The 22,147-nt window shown below is 58.8% G+C and carries 23 protein-coding genes; 19 read left to right on the top strand and 4 right to left on the bottom strand.

The features are described from left to right. Nucleotides 1–184: 184 nt before the first annotated feature. Nucleotides 185–1,180: an alpha/beta hydrolase gene (locus tag AB4N84_RS19835; protein WP_460042767.1), complete on the bottom strand. Its 996-nt coding sequence runs from the start codon at nucleotides 1,178–1,180 to the stop codon at nucleotides 185–187. A gap of 130 nt (nucleotides 1,181–1,310) precedes the next feature. Here AB4N84_RS19835 and aroC point away from each other — a divergent pair, with 130 nt between their 5' ends. From aroC to AB4N84_RS19865, 6 genes are all read left to right on the top strand, one after another. After that, nucleotides 1,311–2,402 carry a chorismate synthase gene (gene aroC, locus AB4N84_RS19840; protein WP_460042768.1) on the top strand — a complete coding sequence of 364 codons (1,092 nt, stop codon included), beginning with the start codon at nucleotides 1,311–1,313 and terminating at the stop codon, nucleotides 2,400–2,402. 37 nt (nucleotides 2,403–2,439) lie between these two features. Further along, nucleotides 2,440–3,588 carry an MFS transporter gene (locus AB4N84_RS19845; protein WP_460042769.1) on the top strand — a complete coding sequence of 383 codons (1,149 nt, stop codon included), beginning with the start codon at nucleotides 2,440–2,442 and terminating at the stop codon, nucleotides 3,586–3,588. Beyond that, nucleotides 3,585–4,205: a methylthioribulose 1-phosphate dehydratase gene (locus AB4N84_RS19850; protein WP_460042770.1), complete on the top strand. Its 621-nt coding sequence runs from the start codon at nucleotides 3,585–3,587 to the stop codon at nucleotides 4,203–4,205. The genes AB4N84_RS19845 and AB4N84_RS19850 overlap by 4 nt, the downstream gene beginning before the upstream one ends. A 101-nt stretch (nucleotides 4,206–4,306) precedes the next feature. Then, nucleotides 4,307–4,852: a 1,2-dihydroxy-3-keto-5-methylthiopentene dioxygenase gene (locus AB4N84_RS19855; protein WP_074755155.1), complete on the top strand. Its 546-nt coding sequence runs from the start codon at nucleotides 4,307–4,309 to the stop codon at nucleotides 4,850–4,852. Between the two features lie 7 nt (nucleotides 4,853–4,859). Further along, entirely contained in the window at nucleotides 4,860–5,543 is a 684-nt protein-coding gene (gene mtnC / locus AB4N84_RS19860) for an acireductone synthase (protein ID WP_460042771.1), read from the top strand. A 324-nt stretch (nucleotides 5,544–5,867) separates the two neighbouring features. Further along, nucleotides 5,868–6,584 (top strand): helix-turn-helix transcriptional regulator, encoded by a 717-nt coding sequence (locus tag AB4N84_RS19865; protein ID WP_074755151.1) that lies wholly within the window; start codon nucleotides 5,868–5,870, stop codon nucleotides 6,582–6,584. A gap of 135 nt (nucleotides 6,585–6,719) precedes the next feature. On the opposite strand, the gene AB4N84_RS19870 is transcribed toward AB4N84_RS19865, so the two are convergent. After that, nucleotides 6,720–6,998 (bottom strand): DUF3509 domain-containing protein, encoded by a 279-nt coding sequence (locus AB4N84_RS19870; protein WP_460042772.1) that lies wholly within the window; start codon nucleotides 6,996–6,998, stop codon nucleotides 6,720–6,722. Nucleotides 6,999–7,459: 461 nt separating this feature from the next. On the opposite strand from AB4N84_RS19870, the gene AB4N84_RS19875 reads away from it, so the two are divergent. From AB4N84_RS19875 to AB4N84_RS19935, 13 genes are all read left to right on the top strand, one after another. Next, entirely contained in the window at nucleotides 7,460–7,996 is a 537-nt protein-coding gene (locus tag AB4N84_RS19875) for an ankyrin repeat domain-containing protein (RefSeq protein ID WP_460042774.1), read from the top strand. Nucleotides 7,997–8,080: 84 nt separating this feature from the next. Then, nucleotides 8,081–8,605: a hypothetical protein gene (locus AB4N84_RS19880; RefSeq protein WP_460042775.1), complete on the top strand. Its 525-nt coding sequence runs from the start codon at nucleotides 8,081–8,083 to the stop codon at nucleotides 8,603–8,605. 98 nt (nucleotides 8,606–8,703) lie between these two features. Continuing rightward, nucleotides 8,704–8,895, top strand: a complete 192-nt coding sequence (locus AB4N84_RS19885) for a PLDc N-terminal domain-containing protein (RefSeq protein ID WP_074755146.1) — start codon at nucleotides 8,704–8,706, stop codon at nucleotides 8,893–8,895. Nucleotides 8,896–9,063: 168 nt separating this feature from the next. Then, the gene (gene speE, locus AB4N84_RS19890; protein WP_460042776.1) at nucleotides 9,064–9,924 is read left to right on the top strand and encodes a polyamine aminopropyltransferase; all 861 of its coding nucleotides are present in this window, start codon (nucleotides 9,064–9,066) and stop codon (nucleotides 9,922–9,924) included. 128 nt (nucleotides 9,925–10,052) lie between these two features. Then, nucleotides 10,053–10,304 carry a helix-turn-helix domain-containing protein gene (locus tag AB4N84_RS19895; RefSeq protein WP_074755142.1) on the top strand — a complete coding sequence of 84 codons (252 nt, stop codon included), beginning with the start codon at nucleotides 10,053–10,055 and terminating at the stop codon, nucleotides 10,302–10,304. Beyond that, nucleotides 10,301–11,509: a type II toxin-antitoxin system HipA family toxin gene (locus AB4N84_RS19900; RefSeq protein ID WP_460042777.1), complete on the top strand. Its 1,209-nt coding sequence runs from the start codon at nucleotides 10,301–10,303 to the stop codon at nucleotides 11,507–11,509. Before AB4N84_RS19895 ends, AB4N84_RS19900 begins: the two co-directional genes overlap by 4 nt. Before the next feature lie 271 nt (nucleotides 11,510–11,780). Then, nucleotides 11,781–13,850 (top strand): LTA synthase family protein, encoded by a 2,070-nt coding sequence (locus AB4N84_RS19905; protein WP_074755138.1) that lies wholly within the window; start codon nucleotides 11,781–11,783, stop codon nucleotides 13,848–13,850. A 337-nt stretch (nucleotides 13,851–14,187) separates the two neighbouring features. Continuing rightward, nucleotides 14,188–15,780 carry an ABC-F family ATP-binding cassette domain-containing protein gene (locus AB4N84_RS19910; protein WP_460042778.1) on the top strand — a complete coding sequence of 531 codons (1,593 nt, stop codon included), beginning with the start codon at nucleotides 14,188–14,190 and terminating at the stop codon, nucleotides 15,778–15,780. Between the two features lie 167 nt (nucleotides 15,781–15,947). Next, the gene (locus tag AB4N84_RS19915) at nucleotides 15,948–16,184 is read left to right on the top strand and encodes a hypothetical protein (RefSeq protein ID WP_074755134.1); all 237 of its coding nucleotides are present in this window, start codon (nucleotides 15,948–15,950) and stop codon (nucleotides 16,182–16,184) included. A gap of 252 nt (nucleotides 16,185–16,436) precedes the next feature. After that, nucleotides 16,437–16,775, top strand: coding sequence for a ribonuclease E inhibitor RraB (locus tag AB4N84_RS19920; RefSeq protein WP_074755132.1), 339 nt, complete (start codon nucleotides 16,437–16,439; stop codon nucleotides 16,773–16,775). A 519-nt stretch (nucleotides 16,776–17,294) separates the two neighbouring features. Continuing rightward, nucleotides 17,295–18,704, top strand: a complete 1,410-nt coding sequence (locus AB4N84_RS19925; protein ID WP_074755130.1) for a circularly permuted type 2 ATP-grasp protein — start codon at nucleotides 17,295–17,297, stop codon at nucleotides 18,702–18,704. Nucleotides 18,705–18,716: 12 nt separating this feature from the next. Then, complete coding sequence (locus AB4N84_RS19930; protein ID WP_074755128.1) at nucleotides 18,717–19,676, top strand: alpha-E domain-containing protein; 960 nt, start codon at nucleotides 18,717–18,719, stop codon at nucleotides 19,674–19,676. Further along, entirely contained in the window at nucleotides 19,673–20,527 is an 855-nt protein-coding gene (locus AB4N84_RS19935) for a transglutaminase family protein (protein WP_460042779.1), read from the top strand. Before AB4N84_RS19930 ends, AB4N84_RS19935 begins: the two co-directional genes overlap by 4 nt. Before the next feature lie 115 nt (nucleotides 20,528–20,642). On the opposite strand, the gene AB4N84_RS19940 is transcribed toward AB4N84_RS19935, so the two are convergent. Next, on the bottom strand, nucleotides 20,643–21,449 hold the full coding sequence (locus AB4N84_RS19940) for a cytochrome c (RefSeq protein ID WP_460042780.1): 807 nt from the start codon (nucleotides 21,447–21,449) through the stop codon (nucleotides 20,643–20,645). 8 nt (nucleotides 21,450–21,457) lie between these two features. Beyond that, complete coding sequence (locus AB4N84_RS19945) at nucleotides 21,458–21,832, bottom strand: rhodanese-like domain-containing protein (protein ID WP_460042781.1); 375 nt, start codon at nucleotides 21,830–21,832, stop codon at nucleotides 21,458–21,460. Nucleotides 21,833–22,147: the final 315 nt, after the last annotated feature.

Raw genomic sequence — 22,147 nt, forward strand, 5'->3', positions numbered from 1 at the left:
GGCAACACAATGCCTGCACCCCGCTATCGGCCGTTTTCGGCGAAGCTGAAGGGAAAGAAGGGGAGATGGGCGCAGAAGACCTGCGGGAGCGAATTCATACGCGAAAGGGGACAGACGACGCAGGAGCAGCGTCAGAAAGACCTTCGCGAATGAATTTGCTCCCACCGATGCATTGAGTCAGGCCTCAGGCAGCGGGAACAGAATCGATGAATTTCATGATGCGATCGGACAGTTCGCTGGCCAGTGGCAATTGCGGGTCTTTATAGGACGCGAGCTGACGCTTCATGTCCATCGGCACGATGCGCAGGACATGGTTCATGCCGTCGATGATCGCCAGCTGCGAGTCCGGTTTGGCCTTGTGCAGCAATTGTGCATCGCCAACGCCAACTTGCATGTCGTTACGGCCTTGAATGATCAGGGTCGGGATCTTCAGCTTGCTGAAAGCCGCCGCAGGGTTTTGTCGAAACAAGGAAATCAGGTACGGCTGCACGCTTGGGCGGAACACCACCTGTAACGGCTCGGGGACGTTGTCGTCGGTCTTGCCCGCTTTGATTTCTTCGATCAACTCCTCACTGCGCGCCAGCAGAGGCGGGGGCAAGCGGTATTGCAGCTGTTCGCGCACCACCTGATCGACCGGGCGACCGGTGCCTGCGACCGAGATCAACGCCGTCGCGCCCGCGCGTTCAGCGGCCAGCGTGGCCACCAGCGCGCCCTCGCTGTGCCCCATCAGGATCAACTGACCCAAGCGCGGGTCGGCCTTGAGCTTCTCGGCCCAGGCCACGGCATCGTCCACGTACTTTTCGATGCTCAAGTTACGTTCGTCCGGTGTCGCCGGTCGACTGGCTGCCACGCCGCGCTTGTCGTAGCGAACACTGGCGATGTTGTGTTTGGCCAGAATCAGCGCCAGGCGCTTCATGCTGTCGTTTCGACCGCCGTCGGGGTTGTTACCGTCGCGGTCGGTCGGACCGGACCCGGCAATGATCAGCACCACCGGCACCGGGGTGCTGGATTTGGGCAGCAGCAAGGTGCCGAACAGCTCGCCGGTGCCGGTGTCGAGGGTGATCGGTCGCTGCAGCACGACCGGTGTGCCGGCGTGGGCCAGTGAAGACAAGAGTGTGAGGGTCAAAGCGATTACTCGCAGCGGCAGCAAGCCGCGGATCAGGGACATGGCACGTAGCATCGCAGGGTCATCGTCAATAAAGTGTCAATTGGATGCGGACAATCGAAGAAGGTTCGAGGGTGATTCACGCGATCAGCCTGCGTATACTGGCGGGCTCGTGTGTTTGAACGATTTTTCGGAGCCTTCCCGCATGTCCGGCAATACCTACGGCAAGCTGTTCTCTGTCACCACCGCCGGCGAAAGCCATGGTCCGGCGCTGGTTGCTATCGTCGACGGCTGCCCGCCGGGTGTCGAGTTGTCCCTGGAAGACTTGCAGCGTGACCTCGACCGCCGCAAGCCCGGCACCAGCCGCCATACCACGCAGCGTCAGGAAGCGGACGAGGTCGAAATCCTCTCCGGCGTGTTCGAAGGCAAGACCACCGGCGCCTCCATCGGCCTGCTGATTCGCAACACCGACCAGAAGTCCAAGGACTATTCGGCGATCAAGGACCTGTTCCGCCCGGCCCACGCCGACTACACCTATCACCACAAGTACGGCATCCGCGATTACCGCGGTGGCGGTCGCAGTTCTGCCCGTGAAACCGCGATGCGTGTCGCTGCGGGCGCCATTGCCAAAAAGTACCTGGCGACCCAGGGCATCACGGTGCGCGGCTACATGAGTCAGCTGGGCCCTATCGACATCCCGTTCAAGACCTGGGACTCGGTCGAGCAGAACGCCTTCTTCAGCCCGGACCCGGACAAAGTGCCCGAGCTGGAAGCCTACATGGACCAGCTGCGTCGCGATCAGGATTCGGTCGGGGCAAAAATCACCGTGGTCGCCGATGGCGTGATGCCCGGCCTCGGCGAGCCTATCTTTGACCGCCTGGACGCTGAGCTGGCCCACGCGCTGATGAGTATCAACGCCGTCAAAGGCATCGAAATCGGCGCCGGTTTCGACAGCGTTGCCCAGCGTGGCACCGAACACCGCGATGAACTGACGCCGGAAGGCTTCCTGTCCAACAATGCCGGCGGCATCCTGGGCGGTATTTCCTCCGGACAGCCCATTGTCGCCCATCTGGCCTTGAAGCCTACCTCGAGCATCACCACACCGGGCCGTTCGATCGATGTCGACGGCAACCCGGTCGATGTGATCACCAAGGGCCGTCACGACCCCTGCGTCGGTATCCGTGCAACGCCCATCGCCGAAGCAATGATGGCCATCGTGCTGCTTGACCATTTGCTCCGCCATCGCGGACAGAACATGGACGTGCGGGTGAATACGCCGGTTCTGGGTCAACTGTAATGCCGCCATCCGGTGCCGCTGCCACGGGCGTTTGAACGTGGCAGCGCTTCCTTACTGGCGCCTGTCCAGTTTCTACCTGTTCTATTTCGCCTTGCTGGGCTCCACGGCGCCGTTTCTGGCGCTGTATTTCGATCATCTGGGGTTTCCCAGTGCGCGCATCGGTGAGCTGGTCGCGATTCCCATGCTGATGCGGTGCGTGGCGCCGAATCTCTGGGGCTGGCTCGGGGACTACACGGGCCGCCGACTGGCCATCGTGCGCTTCGGTGCAGTGTGCACGCTGGCGTGTTTTTCGCTGATCCTGTTCGACACGTCCTATGCCTGGCTGGCCATGGTCATGGCTCTGCACGCCTTCTTCTGGCATGCGGTGTTGCCGCAATTCGAAGTCATCACGCTGGCGCACCTTCAGGGCCAGACCGCGCGCTACAGCCAGATCCGCCTGTGGGGTTCCGTAGGCTTCATCCTGACCGTGGTCGGACTGGGTCGACTGTTCGAGTGGTTCAGCCTGGACGCGTATCCGCTGGCCTTGTTGCTGATCATGGCCGGAATCGTTGGCAGCAGTTGGTGGGTGCCGAACGCTCAGCCGCCAGCCTCTGGCCAGCGCCCGGCGGGTGAAGGCTTTTTCAAGCAACTGTTGAGTCCCGGTGTGCTGGTCTTTTATATCAGCGTCGCGCTGATGCAGTTGAGTCACGGCCCGTATTACACCTTCCTCACGCTGCACCTGGAGCACCTTGGCTACAGTCGCGGGATCATCGGCATGCTTTGGGCCGTGGGTGTGGTCGCCGAAGTCTTGATGTTCATGGCCATGAGCCGGGTTCTACAGCGCTTTAGCGTGCGCCACGTTTTGATCACAAGCTTCGCGCTGGCGTCTCTGCGCTGGCTTTTGCTGGGCAATTTCGCCGATCATCTGTCGGTATTGATATTCGCCCAGCTGCTGCATGCGGCCACGTTCGGCAGTTATCACGCCGCTGCCATACATTTCCTGCAACGTAGTTTCGGCCCCCGCCAGCAAGGCCAGGGACAGGCGCTTTATGCCGCATTGTCCGGCACCGGCGGCGCCATGGGTGCGTTGTATTCAGGTTACAGCTGGAATGCGCTAGGCGCTGGCTGGACCTTCGCCATTGCCAGCCTGGCGGCGTTTATTGCCGCGATTCTGGCTGCCACCTGTATGAAAGAGGAGCGCTTATGAGTCGCGAATCATTGGCTCAAGAAATCATCGAAGCCGGGCGCTTTCTGTATGGCCGTGGCTGGTCGCCCGCCACCAGCAGCAACTACTCGGCAAGGCTGTCGGCCAGCGAGGCGCTGCTGACGGTTTCTGGCAAACACAAAGGGCAGCTCGGTGTCGACGATGTACTGGCCACCGACCTGGCCGGTAACAGCCTGGAGCCGGGCAAGAAACCCTCCGCCGAAACCTTGCTGCACACCCAGCTCTACCGCTGCAGGTCTGAAGTGGGCGCGGTGTTGCACACCCATTCGGTGAATGCGACGGTGCTGTCGCGGCTGACCGAGGGCGACCGTCTGGTGTTCGAAGATTACGAACTGCAGAAGGCGTTCAGCGGTGTGGTCACCCATGAATCCCGCGTGGTCGTGCCGATTTTCGACAACGATCAGGACATCACACGGCTGGCCCTGAAGGTTCAGCCGTGGCTCGACCAGCATCCCGATTGCGCCGGTTATCTGATTCGCGGCCACGGGTTGTACACCTGGGGTGCGAAGATGAGCGATGCTTTGCGCCAGATCGAGGCGTTTGAGTTCCTGTTCGAGTGCGAACTCAAAACCATGGCCGTCATGAATCGCCAACCCTGATTCGCGAGCCGTCCCCGCATTTTTTGTCGATTGCCTGACTGAACCCGCGCCCGACCGGCCCCCAGAGCCGGCGCGCGTTGACCGAACCGAGGAACACCGTAATGAGCAGTCTCTCCGTCTATCACGTGTCATCTCCGCAATTGCCGAACAAGGTCCTGACTCACCTTGAAGACATCGCGTCGACCCTGGCCGAGCACGGCGTTGCATTCGATCGCTGGCAGGCGGCAACCCCGATTACGCCGGGCGCCAGTCAGGAGGAGGTGATCAACGCCTATCGCGTGCAGATCGACCAACTGATGACCGAGCGCGGGTATGTGACCGTCGACGTGATCAGCCTCAACAGCGACCATCCACAGAAAGCCGAACTGCGCGCCAAGTTTCTTGACGAGCATCAGCATGCCGAGGATGAGGTGCGATTCTTCGTTGCCGGGCGTGGCTTGTTTACCCTGCACATCGGCGACTTCGTCTACGCGGTGTTGTGCGAGAAAAACGATCTGATTTCCGTTCCGGCCGGCACGCGCCACTGGTTCGACATGGGCGAAAACCCGCACTTCGTCGCGATTCGCCTGTTCAACAACCCGGAAGGCTGGGTGGCGAACTTCACCGGTGAGTCCATCGCCAGCCAGTTCCCGCGCCTGGAAGACTGAGAAACCCATGGCAATCAAAGCAATTCTGACCGACATCGAAGGCACGACCAGCGCCGTGAGCTTCGTCTTCGACGTGCTGTTTCCGTATGCCGCCGCGCACCTGCCGGATTACGTCCGGCAGCACGCGACCGAGGCCGAGGTGGCCGCGCAGCTTCAGGCGGTGCGCAACGACAGTGCTGAGCCTCAGGCCGATGTCGAGCGCGTCATTGAGATTCTGCTCGGCTGGATCGCCGAGGACCGCAAGGCCACGCCGCTCAAAGCGTTGCAGGGCATGGTCTGGCAACAAGGCTATCTGGCGGGGCAGCTCAAGGGGCACGTTTATCCGGATGCGGTCGAAGCGCTTCAGCGCTGGCATCGTGAGGGCTACGCGCTGTACGTGTACTCGTCAGGCTCGATCCAGGCGCAGAAGCTGATCTTCGGACGGTCCGAGGCAGGCGATTTGTCCGGTCTGTTCAGCGGCTACTTCGATACAACGTCCGGTCCCAAGCGTGAGGTGCAGTCCTACCGCACGATCGCCTCCGCCATCGGGCATCCGGCTCAGGACATCCTGTTCCTCTCCGACATCGTCGAAGAGCTGGACGCGGCCGGGCAGGCGTCCCTGGCGACCTGCGCACTGGTGCGCGACGGCGGAGTGCTGGCCGGGCACACGAATGTCGCCAGTTTCGCGCAGATTGATCCCGCCACGTTCTGACCCTTGCTGTGTCGGAATGAACCCACGGCCGATGTCTCTGACATCGGCCGTTTTTTTTGGTAAATCGTCAAAAATGTAAGCACGTTTTGGTTATTTTGTGGGAAGCGGCCTGTTTACGAGTCAGGCATGCCTGTTTGTTTTCGCCTTTATGTTTAACCCTCCCGGACTGTGTAACCCTTCACCTGTCGGAACCTGACAGCCGTTTTGGCGCTTCCTGGTCGCTGCTTCCAGCCGTGTCCGAAGCGTCCTTTGCGGCTGCAATCAACTTAAAACTCTAAAGAGCCTTCAGGGACGACACATGACGTTTTTTAAACGGAGGGGAAGATGAAAAACGTGCAAACAGGGACGCTGAGTCCGTTGATACAGCAGATGGTCAGCAGCATTACCGAGCAGGACGGTGACGCCGCGATTGCCAATGCGCTCGACTGGCTGCGGGAGGAGTGTCGTTGTGAGCGAGCGATGCTCTATCAATACCGCAACGGTTCCCTGCTCAGCTGTATCACATCCAATGTCGACAGTTACTGGAAGGATCTCTACTGCCAGGGACGACTGATGATCGAGGACCCGGTCATCCGTTGCTTTCGTCGCACCATGGGGTTTCTGGATTGGGAGGAGGCATTCCAGACCTACCCACCGTCGTCTGCCTACATGGCGGCGGTAGAAGACTGCCAGCTGTTGCCGGCGTTTTCATATGGCTACAGCAGTCAGAATCGGACCAATCAGGGCGTGGTCACCATCTGTTCGCTCAATGGGATGACGCGCCCCCTGACCCACAATGACCGGTATTTGCTGACCAGTCTCGTTCCCATGCTGCATGTGGCAGGCAAGGGCCGGCAACTGCAGACTCGTGCGCTGACGCCCAAGGAACTGGAGATTCTCAAATGGGCTCGCGAGGGTAAAACCGCCTGGGAGATTGGTCTGATCAAGGACGTATCCGAAGCAACGGTCAAGCATCACTTCAAGAGCATCTACGCCAAGCTGGGTGTCACCAATCGGGCTCAGGCCGTTGGCGAGGCGCTGTGTCGTGGGATCATTCAGTAGTCACGGCAACCGTCGTTTCTTGAGTGCCCGCACATAAAAAAACCGCGATTGCCAAGGCGATCGCGGTATTCAAAGGGATGCTTCAAAGGATGCAGCGGGTCAATCGGTCGGGCTACGCGGCGTCGCAGACTGAGATCAGCGGGTGTGGTACGTCGGCAGGTCGAAACGGTGTTGGCTCTGCAACATCGAGATAGCCGGGAGTTCACTGGCCTGCGCCGCAAGGTCACGGCGGATGGCGCTGATTACCCATTCCAGCTGCACAGGGGTGTGCAACTGAGCGTAGGAAACCGAGCGACGAATCTGTTTGCCTTCACCGTTACGCAGGGAAAGCAGTACACCACCATCCGGGCGCGGCTGGGTGCTGACTTCGAAATCGGAAAATACGGATGCGAATTTTTCTTGGATAAAAGTCATGTCTAGCGGCTCCATTGCTCAGTGATAACAAGCTTGGTAGGACTAGTGCAGTGACTGTGCCAGTATTCGATACTAAATAAATACCTTTAAAATCAATGATTTATGTTTTTTCTTATTTTTTGTTTTCGTGCAATTTGCATGAACGGCCATCAGGCATCCTGCATTTTGCGGGAGAGGGGGAGCTGAGAAGGGAGTCAAAGAGGCGCTTCTAAAAAGTCAGACAGCGATATCCCGGATTTATTACGTGTTGTGTCAGTGAATTTTCTCAACGTCGATGGACGGCATTTTCTATGAGCATCATCGAAAAGGTTTTGTGGCCCTGCACGCGTCGAAACTGGCATGGTAGGCGGCATCAGCGGGAACTTGACCACATCCGTGTGTCTCTGAGAATTTCTGACCCAGAAAGCCGCACCGAACAATTGATCATGCGTGCCACGCAGTGGCGCTACAGGAGTAATGGAATGTCTGATGCCCCGAATACCCCGGGTTCTGCCACCCGCATGTCGGATGAAGAGGCGCTGGAGTTTGCCGAGCAGGTGTTCGACCGTGCGCGCGCCGGTGATGCCACGATGCTGGACCGTTTGCTCGAGAACGGGCTGACCGCCAACCTGCGCAATCACAAGGGCGACACCTTGCTGATGCTGGCCAGCTATCACGGCCATCAGGACGCCGTCCGCGTGCTGCTCAAGCATGGCGCCGACCCTGAAATTCGTAACGACAACAGTCAGAGCCCAATTGCCGGCGCGGCCTTCAAGGGCGATCTGGACGTTGTACGTATCCTGGTAGAAGGCGGTGCAGAGGTCGAAGGGGCTTCGGCCGATGGCCGTACCGCGCTGATGATGGCGGCGATGTTCAACCGCACGGCCATTGTCGATTACCTGATCAGCAAAGGCGCGAACCCCCATGTTCAGGATGCCAAGGGCGTCACGCCGCTGATGGCCGCTCAGACCATGGGCGCCACCGAGACAGCAGAACAGTTGACGCGCCTGAGCGTTTAACGCCCGGGTGAGGCGAAGCGATAGAGGCGCGAGGGATTTCCGGCTATCCTTCGCGCCTGTTTTTTGCCTCCGGATCACACCGCCATGAAAGCCGCACTCATCGAATTCATCAGCAAGATCAGCTCCGGCTGCATGAGCGACGAGGAAATCGTGAAGATTGCCGACGAAGCCGCCCAGGCTTACACCGACCCGGACGCGTTTCTGGCCGCCAATCCCGATATCAACTACGACGACACCTTTCCCATCCCGCTGGGTGAGTGGATCGTTGTGGGCAGCTTGCCGGAAACCGTGATGTTCCAGGCCGATACTTACATGGATCTGTTCGCGGAAATCACGGCGTCCTTCGGCCCGGATGTGGCCTTCAACATCAAGCCAAAGCAACTGGCGAAAACCGAACCGCTGACGGCGTTGAACAGAATCCAGATCCAGCTGGGCAGCATGAACAAGGAAATGGGCGGGTATGTGCTGATGAATCTCAGCGAGCCGCTGGATGATGAGCTGCAGACCGTGCTGGTGTATGGCTGCGACCAGGCGCGGGTCATGGCGCTGGGTGTCGAGCTGGGGATTCTGATCGAGCCTGCGCTGGAGGCCCTCAAGGCGCAGGGCTGAGGGCGCGTCGCTTACCAGTGAAATACCTGCCGACCAACGGAACCCTTGGTGAGCGCCACCACTCCTAACTGGGCAAGCCTTCAATAAGGAGCGACACCATGGGTTCCACCTTTAATGGTCTGATTGGACTGATCATTCTGGCCCTCGATATCTGGGCCATCATCAACGTTTTGAAGAGCGGTGCGGAAACCGGGATGAAGATCCTCTGGGTCCTGCTGATCGTGCTGCTTCCGGTCCTCGGTCTGATCATCTGGGCCATCGCGGGTCCACGAGGCAACGTGCGCATCTAAACTGTCGACAAGGCTCAGAACACCAACGCCTGATTGCATGCCTGCAATCAGGCGTTTTTCATGGTGCCGCCGCAAGATTCGACCTGTCATGCCCGGCGACGTAGAATGCGCGCCTTTCTTGTGGGCGGCCCGCCGTCCTGCCATCAGTATTTATCGGGGACTCCATCCATGAGCGACTATCAAGAAACGTTGTATGAAGGCTACGGCCAACGCTTCCGCATGGAAAAAATGCTTCACGAAGTACGTACCGAGCATCAGCACCTGGTGATCTTCCAGAACCCGCGCATGGGTCGCGTGATGGCACTGGACGGCGTGATCCAGACCACCGAAGCCGACGAGTTCATTTACCACGAGATGCTGACCCACGTGCCGATCCTCGCGCACGGCCTTGCCAAGCGTGTGCTGATCATCGGCGGTGGCGACGGCGGCATGCTCCGTGAAGTGGCCAAACACGCGACCGTTGAGCACATCACCATGGTCGAGATCGACGGCACCGTGGTCGAGATGTGCAAAGAGTTTCTGCCGAACCACTCCAAGGGCGCGTTCGACGATCCACGTCTGAACCTGGTCATCGACGATGGCATGCGTTTCGTCGCCAACACCCAGGAAAAGTTCGACGTCATCATTTCCGACTCCACTGACCCAATCGGTCCGGGCGAAGTGCTGTTCTCGGAAAACTTCTATCAGGCTTGCCATCGTTGCCTGAACGAGGGCGGAATCCTGGTCACCCAGAACGGCACGCCTTTCATGCAGATGAGTGAAGTGCAGACCACTGCGGGCCGCATGAACGGACTGTTTGCCGACTGGCACTTCTACCAGGCCGCCGTGCCGACCTACATCGGCGGCGCGATGACCTTTGCGTGGGGCTCCACCAACACCCAATACCGCAAATTGTCGCTGGATACCTTGCGTCAACGATTTGCAGGCAGTGGCATCGTTACCCGCTATTACAACCCTGAGATCCACATTGGCGCCTTCGCGCTGCCGCAGTACGTGCTTCAAGCCCTGAACAAGCCAAGCAACGTCTGAATCGTCTCCTTTTGTCATCTATACGTAACATTAAGGACCGGATGTTACGTATACGCAGCAAATTGTTGTGCGTCCTTTGTGTTACGTATACATTCCATTGATCTCGGAATGTTATGTAGGCATGACACGTGGACGCGACCTTGTTGATGGAACGCCTGGGTACCCAGATAGCGCAGATGCGCAAGAATCGAGGGCTGACGCTGGTTGAGTTGGCGGCGCAATCCGGCATGACCCGACAGAAGCTGGCCGAAGTCGAGAAGGGCAGTCCGACGGTTTCCATGAGTTTCTACGCCAAGGCACTCGCCGCTCTGGATAGCGAAATCAAAGTCGTGCCTGCTCGACGGCCTTCGTTCGAAGAGTTGCGTGAGGTTTTCCGATGAATCCACTTGATCGGGTGCGAATCCTCACGCCGCAAGGGCAGAGCGGTGAGCTGTCACTGACTGAATCCGGCGACTACCTGTTCCGTTACGGGCTCGACGCAGTGCCGGCGTCGCAGGTCAGCCTGACCATGGCCGTGCGCGACGCAGCCTATACGTCGCGCAGCCTGCACCCCGTGTTTCAGATGAACCTGCCTGAGGGCTACGTGCTGGAGCAACTGCGTAATCGTCTGGCCAAAAGCACATCCATCAACCCCATGTTGCTGATCGCACTGACGGGGAGCGGTTCGCCCATAGGGCGCGTGGCTGTTCAGGCTCCGGCCATCGAGCAGCTTCTGGGCGGCAGCCGTGATGCACCGGGCAAGAGTCTGAAGCAGATTCTCAGTTGGGACGGTGCTCATGACCTGTTCGCCGAACTGGTTGACAGCTACATCCTGCGCACCGGGATTTCTGGCGTTCAGCCCAAAGTGCTTGTGCCGGAAGGCGATGGTCCCGCGGATCCCAAGGCGACCTTGTTGATGCCTGAGCTCATCGTGAAGTCCGGCAGGGCAGACTTTCCCGGACTCGCGATCAACGAATACGTGTGCATGGATGCTGCGCGCCGAGCGGGCATGCCTGTGCCTGAGTTTTATTTGTCCGACAACCGCCAGTTATTCGTCATGCGTCGTTTTGATCGGGAGCCGGATCAGCGACCTATCGGTTTCGAAGACATGGCGGTGCTGATGGGGCTGGGTACAGAGCAAAAATACGATTCCAGCTACGAAAACATTTCCCGAGCCATCGGTCTGTTCTGTGCGCCAGATCATGTGGCGTCGTCGCGCGAGCAGTTCTTCGACATCGTCGCGCTGAGTTGCATGGTCGGCAACGGTGATGCACATCTGAAGAATTTCGGGGTTCTCTACCGCGATCCGTTGGGGGCTGATGCGCAACTCGCGCCGGCTTACGACATTGTAAATACCACCGCGTACATAGAAGAAGACAGCCTGGCACTGCGGTTGGCGGGTTCGAAAAGTCTGTTTGGTTCGCGGTTGGGCATTCTCGATCTGGCGTCAGCATGCAATATCCAGAAACCTCAACCCAGAATCAAACGGCTGATTTCGGCGGTGCAGGCTTCTCTCGAACATAATGCGGCCCTGGCGGCGGACGCTCCCAAGGTGTTTCAAGCGATTGAGTACGCGTTGGAGCTCTATGCACGGTCCTTCAGCTAGCGCCACGCGCCAGTTTGTAAGTAAATATTTGAATCTCGCCAAAACAACGGAATTTTCACCGCTTTCTCGGGAAAATCCGCGCTGTTCTATGCAGTGGCTTGAGCATGCCCCCGGGTTTTCACCCGATCGCCCATGAAGAATGTGCCGCATTGGTGGTAAACCCCGGGCGATCACGTAATATTTGCCCCCCGCGACTCACACCGGCGTTTCGATGTCACCGGTCGCACAGGCTTTTCGAACTTAAACCTGAATCCAACGGATCCTACGACACATGGCCAAAACGGACGCCCTGGCGCGCGCGCCGCAACCTACCGTCAAATCGCATCTGGCTTACACGCTGTTGAGCGGCCTGGCGTTGATGGTGCTGTACACCCTGTTGCGCGTCGCGCTGCTGGTCTACAACCGGGAAGGCATCGGCGCCACGCCGGCCTCGACGTTCATTGAAGCGTTCGGCAATGGCCTGCGTTTCGACCTGCGTCTGGTGGTGTACATCCTCATTCCGCTGATACTGGCCCTGTTCAGTGCGCGGTTGATGGCGGCACGTGGACTGTTTCGTTTCTGGCTGACCCTGGTCGCCAGCCTGACGACGTTCTTCGGCTTGATGGAAATGGACTTCTACCGTGAGTTTCACCAGCGCCTTAACGGTCTGGTGTTCCAATACGTGAAGGAAGATCCGAAAACCGTCCTGAGCATGATCTGGTACGGCTACCCGGTGGTCCGCTACCTGCTGGCCTGGGCATTGCTCACCTGGCTGTTGAGCCTGGTGTTCAAAGGCATTGACCGGGTGACCCGTCCGCGCGGCGGCTTCAATATCGGCAGCTCGAGTAATCGTATCGTGGCGCCGTGGTATACCCGCGTCGTGGTCTTCGTCCTGTGTCTGGCCGTGGCGGTGCTCGCTGCTCGCGGCACGTTGCGCCAAGGCCCGCCATTGCGTTGGGGTGACGCCTATACCACCGAATCGAACTTCGCCAACACCCTTGGCCTGAACGGTACGCTGACCTTGATCGCCGCGGCCAAAAGCCGGATGTCCGAGGATCGCGACAACATCTGGAAGGCCACGCTGCCACAGCCGCAGGCTCAGCAGACCGTGCGTGACATGCTGATGACCGTCAACGACAAACTGGTCGATCCCGACAGCGCTGCCGTGCGTCGCGAGTTCACGCCGCCAGCCAGCAACACGCTGCCGATCAAGAACGTCGTCGTCATCCTGATGGAAAGCTTCGCCGGTCACTCGGTCGGTGCGCTGGGCGATAAGTCCAACATTACGCCGTACTTCGACAAGCTGTCCGAAGAAGGGCTGCTGTTCGATCACTTCTTCTCCAACGGCACGCACACCCACCAGGGCATGTTCGCCACCATGGCCTGCTTCCCGAACCTGCCGGGCTTCGAATACCTGATGCAGACCCCGGAAGGCAGCCACAAACTGTCGGGCCTGCCGCAGTTGCTCAGCGCGCGCAAGTACGATGACGTGTACGTCTACAACGGCGACTTTGCCTGGGACAACCAGTCCGGTTTCTTCAGCAACCAGGGCATGACCAACTTCATCGGACGCAACGATTTCGTCAATCCGGTGTTCTCCGATCCTACGTGGGGCGTGTCCGACCAGGACATGTTCGACCGTGGCGCGCAGGAACTGAAAGCCCGCGAAGCCAAGGGCCGTCCGTTCTATGCCTTGCTGCAAACCCTGTCGAACCACACGCCGTATGCGCTGCCAGCCAATCTGCCGGTAGAGCGCGTGACCGGTCATGGCACGCTGGATGAACACTTGACCGCGATGCGTTATTCCGACTGGGCGCTGGGTCAGTTCTTCGAGAAGGCCAAGAAAGAGCCTTACTACAAGGACACGCTGTTCGTGGTCGTGGGCGACCATGGCTTCGGTAACAACGAGCAGATCACCGAGATGGACCTGGGCCGCTTCAACGTCCCGATGCTGATGATCGCGCCAGGCCTTCAAGACAAGTTCGGCAAGCGCAGCAGCATCGTCGGCACGCAGATCGACATCGTGCCGACCATCATGGGCCGTCTGGGCGGCGACACCGTGCATCAGTGCTGGGGTCGTGACCTGCTGAACCTGCCAGCGGGCGATCTGGGCTTTGGTGTGATCAAACCATCTGGCAGCGAGCAGACCGTTGCGCTGGTCACAGGCAATCGCATCCTGATCGAACCAAAAGAGATGGAGCCGAAAGTCTACAGCTATGAGCTGGGCACCAAGCCTCACGCTGAAGTGATGCCGGATGCGCCGGACGTGGCCGAGTTGCGCAAAAAGCTGGACAGCTTCCTGCAGACCGCGACCAAGAGCCTGCTGGATAACACGGCGGGTGTGAAAGACGCCAAGCCGTAGGTTCGCAGTGTCATGAAAAGAGGCCCTCGCGGCCTCTTTTTTTGCGTTGCATTTTGAGAGCTGTATTCTTCAGACGTATCGCCACAAGGTCTTCGCCTTGCCAGCAAAAGCGTTCCGCCTTCGTCTGAGTGTTCTCGCGCTGGTGATGCTTCGTGGACTCGCGCCGACTGGAGAACCCTCGCCTGACAGCGCATCTTGATGATGCAGGATTGGAAAATGTATCGATTTAGTTGTTCTCCATTCGCGTGCAAGTCGGAAAGATTGGAGGAACAACAGAACCCGTTGGATTGGCCAAGGATGGCTGACGGATCAGGCAATTAAGACAGGGAAAGCAACTATGACTCAACATTCACTCCAACTCGACCAGGTGTCGTTGCACCTGCCCGACGGGCGCGTACTGTTTGATCGCTTGAACCACACCTTCAGTACCAAGGCCACGGGAATCGTCGGCGCTAATGGCTGTGGCAAATCTTTGCTTGGTCAGATCCTGACGGGGGAGCGACTGCCCACCAGCGGCACTGTCCGTCGCGAAGGGCGGATTTATGCCGTGGCGCAGTTACTGGAACCTGAGCGTTATCCCAGTGTTGCTGCGCTGGCGGGCGTCGACTCCATTCTGGCGGCGCTGGACCGCATTGCCCAAGGCAGTGTCGACGATGAGGACCATGCGCTGGCGGCCGACCAATGGGATTGCGCTGCACGCCTTAATGCCGAATTGGCCCAGATCGGTCTGGGCCATTTGGATGCCGACTCGCGCACAGAAGACCTTAGCGGCGGCGAGCGGCAGCGGGTTGCGCTGCTCGGGGCGTGGTTGTCCCAGGCTGACTGGCTCATTCTGGATGAGCCCAGTAACCATTTGGATATTGATCAGCAGCGCAAGCTTGCGGGGCAGATTGATCGCTGGCCCAACGGCCTGGTCTTGATCAGCCACGATCGCGGACTATTGGAGCACGTGAGTGAAATCATCGAGCTTTCGCCCTTGGGGCTGGCGGTTTATGGCGGCAACTACAGTCAGTATGCAGCGGAGCGCGAGCAGAAACAGCAGTCGTTTCAGGCGGCATTGCAAGGTGAGCGGGCGCAGGCCAAGCGTGAGCGACGAGAGATGGTGGTGCAGATGGAGCGTCAGCAACGGCGTAATGCGCGCGGCGACCGTCAGGCCCGCGACGGCAATCAAACCAAGCTGATCACCAACGCCCAGAAAGAACGGAGTGAAAACAGTCAGGGAAAATCGCGTCTCAATCAGCTGATGGCCCGTGAGCACCAGCAGCAAAGGATCACCGAGGCTCGTGCGAGATGTGCGCCGGACACTCAGCGCCTGATGTTATCCCCGCAGAGCGTAGTGCCCGATGGGAAGCTGATTGTGCAACTCAACGATGTGATTCTCCCTTTCGGTTACACGGCACCGGTCAATCTGACATTGACCGGGCCTATGCGCGTGGCGATCTTGGGCCCCAACGGCAGTGGTAAGTCGACCTTGATGCGAGTGATTGCCGGCCAACTGCCGGCACGCGCAGGCGAGGTCATCTGCAATTGCAATGTGGCGTGGCTGGATCAACACGCCGGATTGCAGCGCCCTGAACGCAGTGCGGTGCAATGGCTTTTCGAGAGCAATCCACAGTTGCCGGAATCCGAAGCGAGAACTCGTTTGGCGCAAATGGGTATCGATGCAGATCGAGTGGTTTTGAAGACTGCTCAGTTGAGTGGAGGTGAACGCCTGAAAATAGCATTAGCAGCGCAGCTGTACGCGCAGCACCCACCGCAACTGCTATTGCTGGACGAGCCTGATAACCATCTTGATCTCCCAAGCAAGATCGCGCTGGAGCAGATGCTCAACCAGTACGAAGGTGCGTTAATTGTCGTGTCCCACGACAGCGAGTTTTTGCGATCCATTGGTTTGGATGCGCATGTTTATCATCTATCGGTGGATCGGTGATGGGGGCGGTCTTTTCAAACAATTCGCGAAAGGCAGAACACTCTCTGCACCGCTATCTTTAGCTCATCTGCAACCTCCCTGAAAACGGCAAAGAGCGTTGAACGAATAACAAAAAAACGCAGTCCGATTTCGGTAGGCCCATGTGCGGCCTGACTGAGGAGACATTGATGAAAGTCTGGACTATTTCGTTTCAGGATAAAGATGGCGTGCAGCAGACCCTCGATCTTGAATGCGAGCACCGTCCCAGTGTGGAGGAAGCTGCTCAGCGCCTGCGGCGGATCCTGTCCCCGGTCACCGAGGATCTCGACCTCAACGACCTTGACGGCAGGACACAGGAACCCACGGTCAAGACACTCAAGGAGCAGAACGCGGTACAGATCAATTCCATCGTTGAGGCTTCATGAAAAAACCTTGGCGAACACCCCCATCTGCCAATTGGCAACACGCTATTAATGGGCGTAGTCTGCAAGTGAGGCCGGTGATGCATCTACCCGAGCCAGCTCGCGTACAGATGCCTGATTTGTAATAGCAGCATCGGCCTTGTCAGCGACATGCTTGAGTCCCGGGCGACGGATGAACTGTCGTTTTCCCTCTCCGAGCGGGAGGGTTTTCGGGATCGTTGAAACTCTATCTATCGTTGCATAGGAGGACGTTTCATGAGCACGACCTACCAAGAAGACATCAGCAGTCACGTACTGCGCCGCATGAAAGAAGGCGGTTTCGACTTCGCGCGTATCCACCCCATCGAGTTCTACGCCATCTTTCCGGACGAGGAGCGGGCGCGTCAGGCAGCGGAAAAGTTTCGCGGTGAATCCCTCAATACACAGATCAACGCCCGAGAGGACGGCGCGTGGCACCTGCAGTTGAGCAAACTGATGTACGCCACTTATGACGGTATCGGTGATTTCGAGCAGGACTTTCAGACAGCGATTATCGGGCTCGACGGTGAAGTCGAAGGCTGGGGCGTGAAACAGGAGATCAAGCGGCTTCATTGAGGGTCAGAGCATTTGCCTCTGAAGATGCAGTACCTGTGGGAGCGAATTCATTCGCGATGCGGTCGATCAAACGATGTCTCTCTGTCGGGTGATGTGGCCTGTCGTGAAGGGGGTCGCTCCCACACGTTTGTTCCGATTCAGGAAGTCAGCGGGTTGGGGTTACCAAAAACAGGGCAAAAAAAAGCCGCTCGGGTGTGAGCGGCGTAAAGGGAATTTCGTTGAGCAATCCGGTTCACATAGACCTCGCTCGAACAGTCGAGAGCGGCGTATCTGCGTTGATGGCGCGATTATCAGGCAACAAAATCCCGTCGGGAAATCATCTCTGGCTATGCTGGTAATAGATTTTTCAGTGGCGGGACGCTTCTCTATGAAGCGTAGGAGAATTGGTTAGGGCGCTTCTTGCACAGGAATGGTGCGAAGGTTGTCGCGGGTTTATTCAACCAGTTGATTTTTAAGCGTTTATGCCGCTGGCACGGGCCTTGCGAAGGCCCTTGTGTCCATGGTGACAAGGAGTACGGCATGATCCGCACCTTTTATGATGAGATGTACGATGTGGACGGCACTGTCCGACCGCATTATCGGGAATTCGCCCGCTGGTTGGGCGAAGCGCCACCTGAGCTGCTGGCTCAGCGTCGGCGTGAGGCCGATCTTTTGTTTCATCGCGCCGGGATTACCTTCACGTTGTACGGTGACGAGCAGGGGACTGAGCGTCTGATCCCCTTCGATACGATTCCGCGCAGCATCCCCGCCAGCGAATGGCGAGTGGTTGAACGCGGCTGCATCCAGCGCGTCAAGGCGCTGAACATGTTCCTCGCGGATCTGTATCACGACCAGCGCATCATCAAGGCCGGGATCATTCCTGCCGAGCAAGTGTTGGCCAACGAGCAGTATCAGCTGGCGATGCAAGGCCTGAACCTGCACCGCGACTTGTATTCCCACATCTCCGGGGTCGACCTGGTCCGCGATGGCGACGGGACGTATTACGTGCTCGAAGACAACCTGCGGACTCCGAGCGGCGTGAGCTACATGCTCGAAGACCGCAAGATGATGATGCGCCTGTTTCCAGAGTTGTTCTCCGCACAACGCATCGCCCCGATCGACCACTACCCGAACCTGCTGCTCGACACGCTGAAAAGCTCAAGCCCTCTGGACAACCCGAGTGTGGTCGTACTGACGCCTGGGCGGTTCAACAGCGCATTTTTCGAGCATGCGTTTCTGGCGCGGGAAATGGGTGTCGAACTGGTGGAAGGCGCTGACCTGTTCGTGCGCGATGATCGTGTGTTCATGCGCACCACCGACGGCCCGAAAGCGGTGGACGTGATTTACCGTCGCCTGGACGACGCGTTCCTTGATCCGTTGGCGTTCAATCCCGATTCGATGCTCGGTGTGCCCGGTCTGCTGTCGGCTTACCGATCCGGCAACGTTGTGCTGGCCAACGCCATTGGTACCGGCGTCGCCGACGACAAGTCGGTCTACCCGTTCGTGACCGACATGATCCGCTTCTACCTCGACGAAGAGCCGATACTGAAGAACGTGCCAACCTGGCAATGCCGCAAGCCGGAAGAGCTGTCACACGTGCTGGCGAACCTTGGTGATCTGGTGGTGAAGGAAACTCAAGGCTCGGGCGGCTACGGCATGCTCGTCGGCCCGGCGGCGACGGCTGCTGAAATCGAAGCCTTCCGCGCCCGCCTCAAAGCCAAGCCTCACGCGTACATCGCTCAACCGACCTTGTCCCTCTCGACCTGCCCGACGTTCGTCGAGAACGGCATCGCCCCGCGACACATCGACTTGCGCCCGTTCGTTCTGGCTGGCCGCGAAACCCGCGTTGTTCCTGGCGGACTCACCCGCGTTGCGCTGCGTGAGGGGTCGCTGGTGGTGAACTCGTCGCAGGGTGGCGGTACCAAGGACACCTGGGTGGTCGAGGATTAAGGATGCCTGCCAATGTTAAGTAGAACTGCCTCGGATTTATATTGGATGTCGCGGTACCTGGAGCGGGCGGAAAATCTCGCACGGATGCTGGACGTCAGTTATTCGCTGTCGCTGATGCCTCAGGACGGACGCGGGGATGGGCTGAATGAAATCGCCATGCCACTGCTGATTACCGGCACCCTGGACGATTACCTGGAACGCCACGGCGAATTGCACGCTGAACGCCTGCTGCATTTCTTCGCCCTGGACGCTACCAACCCGGCCAGCATTTTCAGTTGTCTGGCGGCGGCGCGGGCCAGTGCTCATGCGGTACGTGGACGCATCACTGCGGACATGTGGGAAAACATCAACGCGACGTATCTTGAAATTCGCGGCATCGCCGAACAGGGCCTGAGCCGTTACGGCATGAGCCGGTTCTGCGAGTGGGTCAAGGAGCGTTCGCACCTGTTCCGTGGGGCGACCTACGGCACGATCATGCGTAACGATGCCTTCCGTTTCATTCGTCTGGGCACCTTCATCGAGCGCGCCGACAACACGTTGCGCATGGTCGATGCCCGTTACGAAATGCTGGAATTGCGCGGCCCTGCCGCCAATGCGGCGGCCGACAGTTCGGCCGCCGGTTACTATCAGTGGAGCGCCTTGCTGCGAGCGCTGTCGTCGTTCGAGGCGTACACCGAGGTCTACCGTGATGCGCCGGGTGCGCGTCAAGTTGCCGAGTTGTTGCTGTTGCGCGCCGACATTCCGCGTTCGTTGCGTGCCTGCCTGGAAGAACTGGACATGATCCTCGCCAGCCTGCCAGGCGCCAACGGCCGTCCGGCACAGCGTCTGGCGGCCGAACTGGATGCTCGTTTGCGCTACACCGGCATCGACGAAATCCTTGAGGAAGGCCTCCACGAATGGTTGAACGAATTCATTCCGTTGCTGGCCCAACTGGGTAACGTTATTCACACTTCTTACCTGGAGGCTGCATGAGACTCTCAATTAGCCACGAGACCACCTATCACTACGACGATCAGGTCCGCGCCAGCATCCAGTATTTGCGTCTGACCCCACACGACAGCGAGCGCCAGCAGGTGCTGAGCTGGCAGCTCGCTCTGCCGCGCCCGGTGCGCGCTCAGGTCGATCCGTTCGGCAATATCTTGCACGTGCTGACCATGGACGAACCCCATGAAGCCATTGTCATTGGTGCGCGCGGACAGGTTGAGATCGATGAGAAGCGCGAAGCCGAGCACGAGAGTCAGTCTTCGTTGCCGTTTCTGCGTTTCACCCGTCTGACGGAAGCGGACGAGGCGATTCGCGCCTTTGCCGCCAAAGAAACCAAGAAGCGCACCGACCGCACGGCGTTGATTGACCTGATGCAGGCGCTGAATCAGCACATCACCTACACGCCGGGTGCTACGGCGGTGGATACCAGTGCGGCGCAAGCCTTTGCCAATGGCGCAGGTGTCTGCCAGGACCATACCCATGCGTTCCTGGCGTGTGCGCGCAGCCTGGGTGTGCCGGCGCGTTACGTGTCGGGCTACCTGTACAGCGACAGCAGCGAGCACTTGGCCAGTCATGCCTGGGCCGAGGCGTGGATCGATGACGCGTGGTACAGCTTCGATGTGACCAATCAACTGGCCATTCCAGAGCGTCATCTGAAGTTGGCAGTGGGGCTGGATTACCTGGATGCCTGCCCGGTGCGCGGCATGCGCCGTGGCGGCGGCTGTGAGCAGATGCATGCCAAGGTCGTGGTGTCGCCCTCGGCGCCGGTTGCGACGCCGATCGTTGCAGCGCCTGCGCCTGCGCCGGTGGTGCAGATGCAGGTGCAGCGTCAGTCTTAGGGGTTAACCCCGTCGCTTCCTGTAGGAGCGCGCTTGCCCGCGAATGGCGGTGTGTCAGTCAACATCAATGGCACATGCCGAAAGCCATCGCGGGCAAGCGCGATCCTACAATGATCTACGGTGTCACTTTCCTGCCCGCCATGTGCTTCAGATACTTCACCACCTGATCCAGCTCTTCATCCGACAAGACTTGCGGGGTAATCGCCGGCATCTTTGCTTGCGGCCACTGGCGCAGGGCTTGTGGGTTACGGATGTACAGCTTCAGATAATCACCCGCGAAATACTCGGTCGGGTTATGCGGAATGTTCAGGTCGGGCCCCAGTTGCGAATCGCCCGCGCCGTTGAGACGGTGGCAGGCAAAACAGTTCTTCTGAAACAACGCAAAGCCCTGATTGACCGGATCGGTCGCGGCGAGTCCTGGGTCAGGGAGCAGGGCGGGGAAGCGTTCAGCGACTGACGCCAAGAGGCGAATTTTACCCACCGCATACGGCCATTGTTCAGGGCTGATCCCACTGGCAGCGGGGTCGGTCCAGACCAGATAAAACGGGCCGGCACTGGGCTTGTCCTTGCTCAGGCCCGGCCATGGGTGCGCAGGGTCTTCGACGGCAAGCCAGGCCTGTGAACCGGTTTTCTGCAGCAGAGGTCCGGCGGGTATTTCGGCGGCAAAGCCATCGGTGGCGACCGCCTGCAGATGGGCATCGCTCGCGACACCTTCCAGCAGCGCGGCGACAGGCACTGCCCGATAGTGCATCGGGCGCTTGTAGGAAACGTCATCAGATATGTCGATATCGCGGGCTTGAGGGTGTGTGAGCAGTTGCTCAGTGCTCCAGGTGCGGGCGCCGTTGGCAAGGTCGAGCGTCAGTTGAGCAGCGTGAAGAGGCAGGGCAAGCAGGGCGCTAGCCAGCAGCAAGAGGGTGCGCAAGATGGTGGTTACTCCGCAGGATCGTCGGTGAGGTCGTACAGCGCGTTATGCAATTCGTTGTAGGAGCCGCCGTTGATGATACTGCTGTAACCGGCTTTTACCAGTTTGTCCTGAGCCTTGCCGGCGCGGGCATCACTGGAGCTGAAAATCACCAGGGCCAGGTTGCGGTCGGTCATCACCTGCTTGAGTTGATTGACCAGGCGCCGATCATCCACCCGAACGGCGTTGAGGATCGTGCCGGATTCGTAATCACTCTGGCTGCGCACATCGATGGCGAGCTTGCCCTCCCTGATCGCGGCGACCGCTTGCGCCTGTTCCACCGGTCCGGCATGCGCCGTCATGCTGCTTAAACTCAATGCGAAAACTGCCCACCCCTGACGCATGCGTTTCTCTCCCTGCAGGAATGCAGAAAGAGTGGCACAGATACGCGGCGTCACAAGGACGAATGCAGGGTCAGCCGAACAGACGGGTCAGGTTCGGCAATATCAACAGAAGTGTTGTGGCAAAAACAATCAGTCCTGCTTGACGTATTTTCGAATGCTTGAACATGGCGTATGCCTTTTTTTGTTATTCCTGAGCGACAAAAGCTCCTGCTTCGTATTGAACAGAAGCGGCAGCTGGCAAAGGTGAAATCAAGAGAGCAGGTGTCCCGACAAGGTGTCGAAGACAAGGGCGCTTAAGGAATCGGTTTTTATGGC

It is taken from the genome of Pseudomonas sp. S2_H01, from assembly GCF_054668305.1.

Excerpts from the sequence above, each read along its gene's own strand:
- AB4N84_RS19875 (WP_460042774.1), top strand. The coding sequence starts at position 7,460 with ATGTCTGATGCCCCGAATACCCCGGGTTCTGCCACCCGCATGTCGGAT.
- AB4N84_RS19915 (WP_074755134.1), top strand. The coding sequence starts at position 15,948 with ATGAAAGTCTGGACTATTTCGTTTCAGGATAAAGATGGCGTGCAGCAG.
- AB4N84_RS19930 (WP_074755128.1), top strand. The coding sequence starts at position 18,717 with ATGTTAAGTAGAACTGCCTCGGATTTATATTGGATGTCGCGGTACCTG.
- mtnC (WP_460042771.1), top strand. The coding sequence starts at position 4,860 with ATGGCAATCAAAGCAATTCTGACCGACATCGAAGGCACGACCAGCGCC.
- AB4N84_RS19865 (WP_074755151.1), top strand. The coding sequence starts at position 5,868 with ATGAAAAACGTGCAAACAGGGACGCTGAGTCCGTTGATACAGCAGATG.
- AB4N84_RS19835 (WP_460042767.1), bottom strand. The coding sequence starts at position 1,180 with ATGCTACGTGCCATGTCCCTGATCCGCGGCTTGCTGCCGCTGCGAGTA.
- AB4N84_RS19880 (WP_460042775.1), top strand. The coding sequence starts at position 8,081 with ATGAAAGCCGCACTCATCGAATTCATCAGCAAGATCAGCTCCGGCTGC.
- AB4N84_RS19910 (WP_460042778.1), top strand. The coding sequence starts at position 14,188 with ATGACTCAACATTCACTCCAACTCGACCAGGTGTCGTTGCACCTGCCC.
- AB4N84_RS19925 (WP_074755130.1), top strand. The coding sequence starts at position 17,295 with ATGATCCGCACCTTTTATGATGAGATGTACGATGTGGACGGCACTGTC.
- AB4N84_RS19870 (WP_460042772.1), bottom strand. The coding sequence starts at position 6,998 with ATGACTTTTATCCAAGAAAAATTCGCATCCGTATTTTCCGATTTCGAA.
- AB4N84_RS19855 (WP_074755155.1), top strand. The coding sequence starts at position 4,307 with ATGAGCAGTCTCTCCGTCTATCACGTGTCATCTCCGCAATTGCCGAAC.
- AB4N84_RS19900 (WP_460042777.1), top strand. The coding sequence starts at position 10,301 with ATGAATCCACTTGATCGGGTGCGAATCCTCACGCCGCAAGGGCAGAGC.
- AB4N84_RS19945 (WP_460042781.1), bottom strand. The coding sequence starts at position 21,832 with ATGCGTCAGGGGTGGGCAGTTTTCGCATTGAGTTTAAGCAGCATGACG.
- speE (WP_460042776.1), top strand. The coding sequence starts at position 9,064 with ATGAGCGACTATCAAGAAACGTTGTATGAAGGCTACGGCCAACGCTTC.
- AB4N84_RS19850 (WP_460042770.1), top strand. The coding sequence starts at position 3,585 with ATGAGTCGCGAATCATTGGCTCAAGAAATCATCGAAGCCGGGCGCTTT.
- AB4N84_RS19935 (WP_460042779.1), top strand. The coding sequence starts at position 19,673 with ATGAGACTCTCAATTAGCCACGAGACCACCTATCACTACGACGATCAG.
- AB4N84_RS19905 (WP_074755138.1), top strand. The coding sequence starts at position 11,781 with ATGGCCAAAACGGACGCCCTGGCGCGCGCGCCGCAACCTACCGTCAAA.
- AB4N84_RS19885 (WP_074755146.1), top strand. The coding sequence starts at position 8,704 with ATGGGTTCCACCTTTAATGGTCTGATTGGACTGATCATTCTGGCCCTC.
- aroC (WP_460042768.1), top strand. The coding sequence starts at position 1,311 with ATGTCCGGCAATACCTACGGCAAGCTGTTCTCTGTCACCACCGCCGGC.
- AB4N84_RS19920 (WP_074755132.1), top strand. The coding sequence starts at position 16,437 with ATGAGCACGACCTACCAAGAAGACATCAGCAGTCACGTACTGCGCCGC.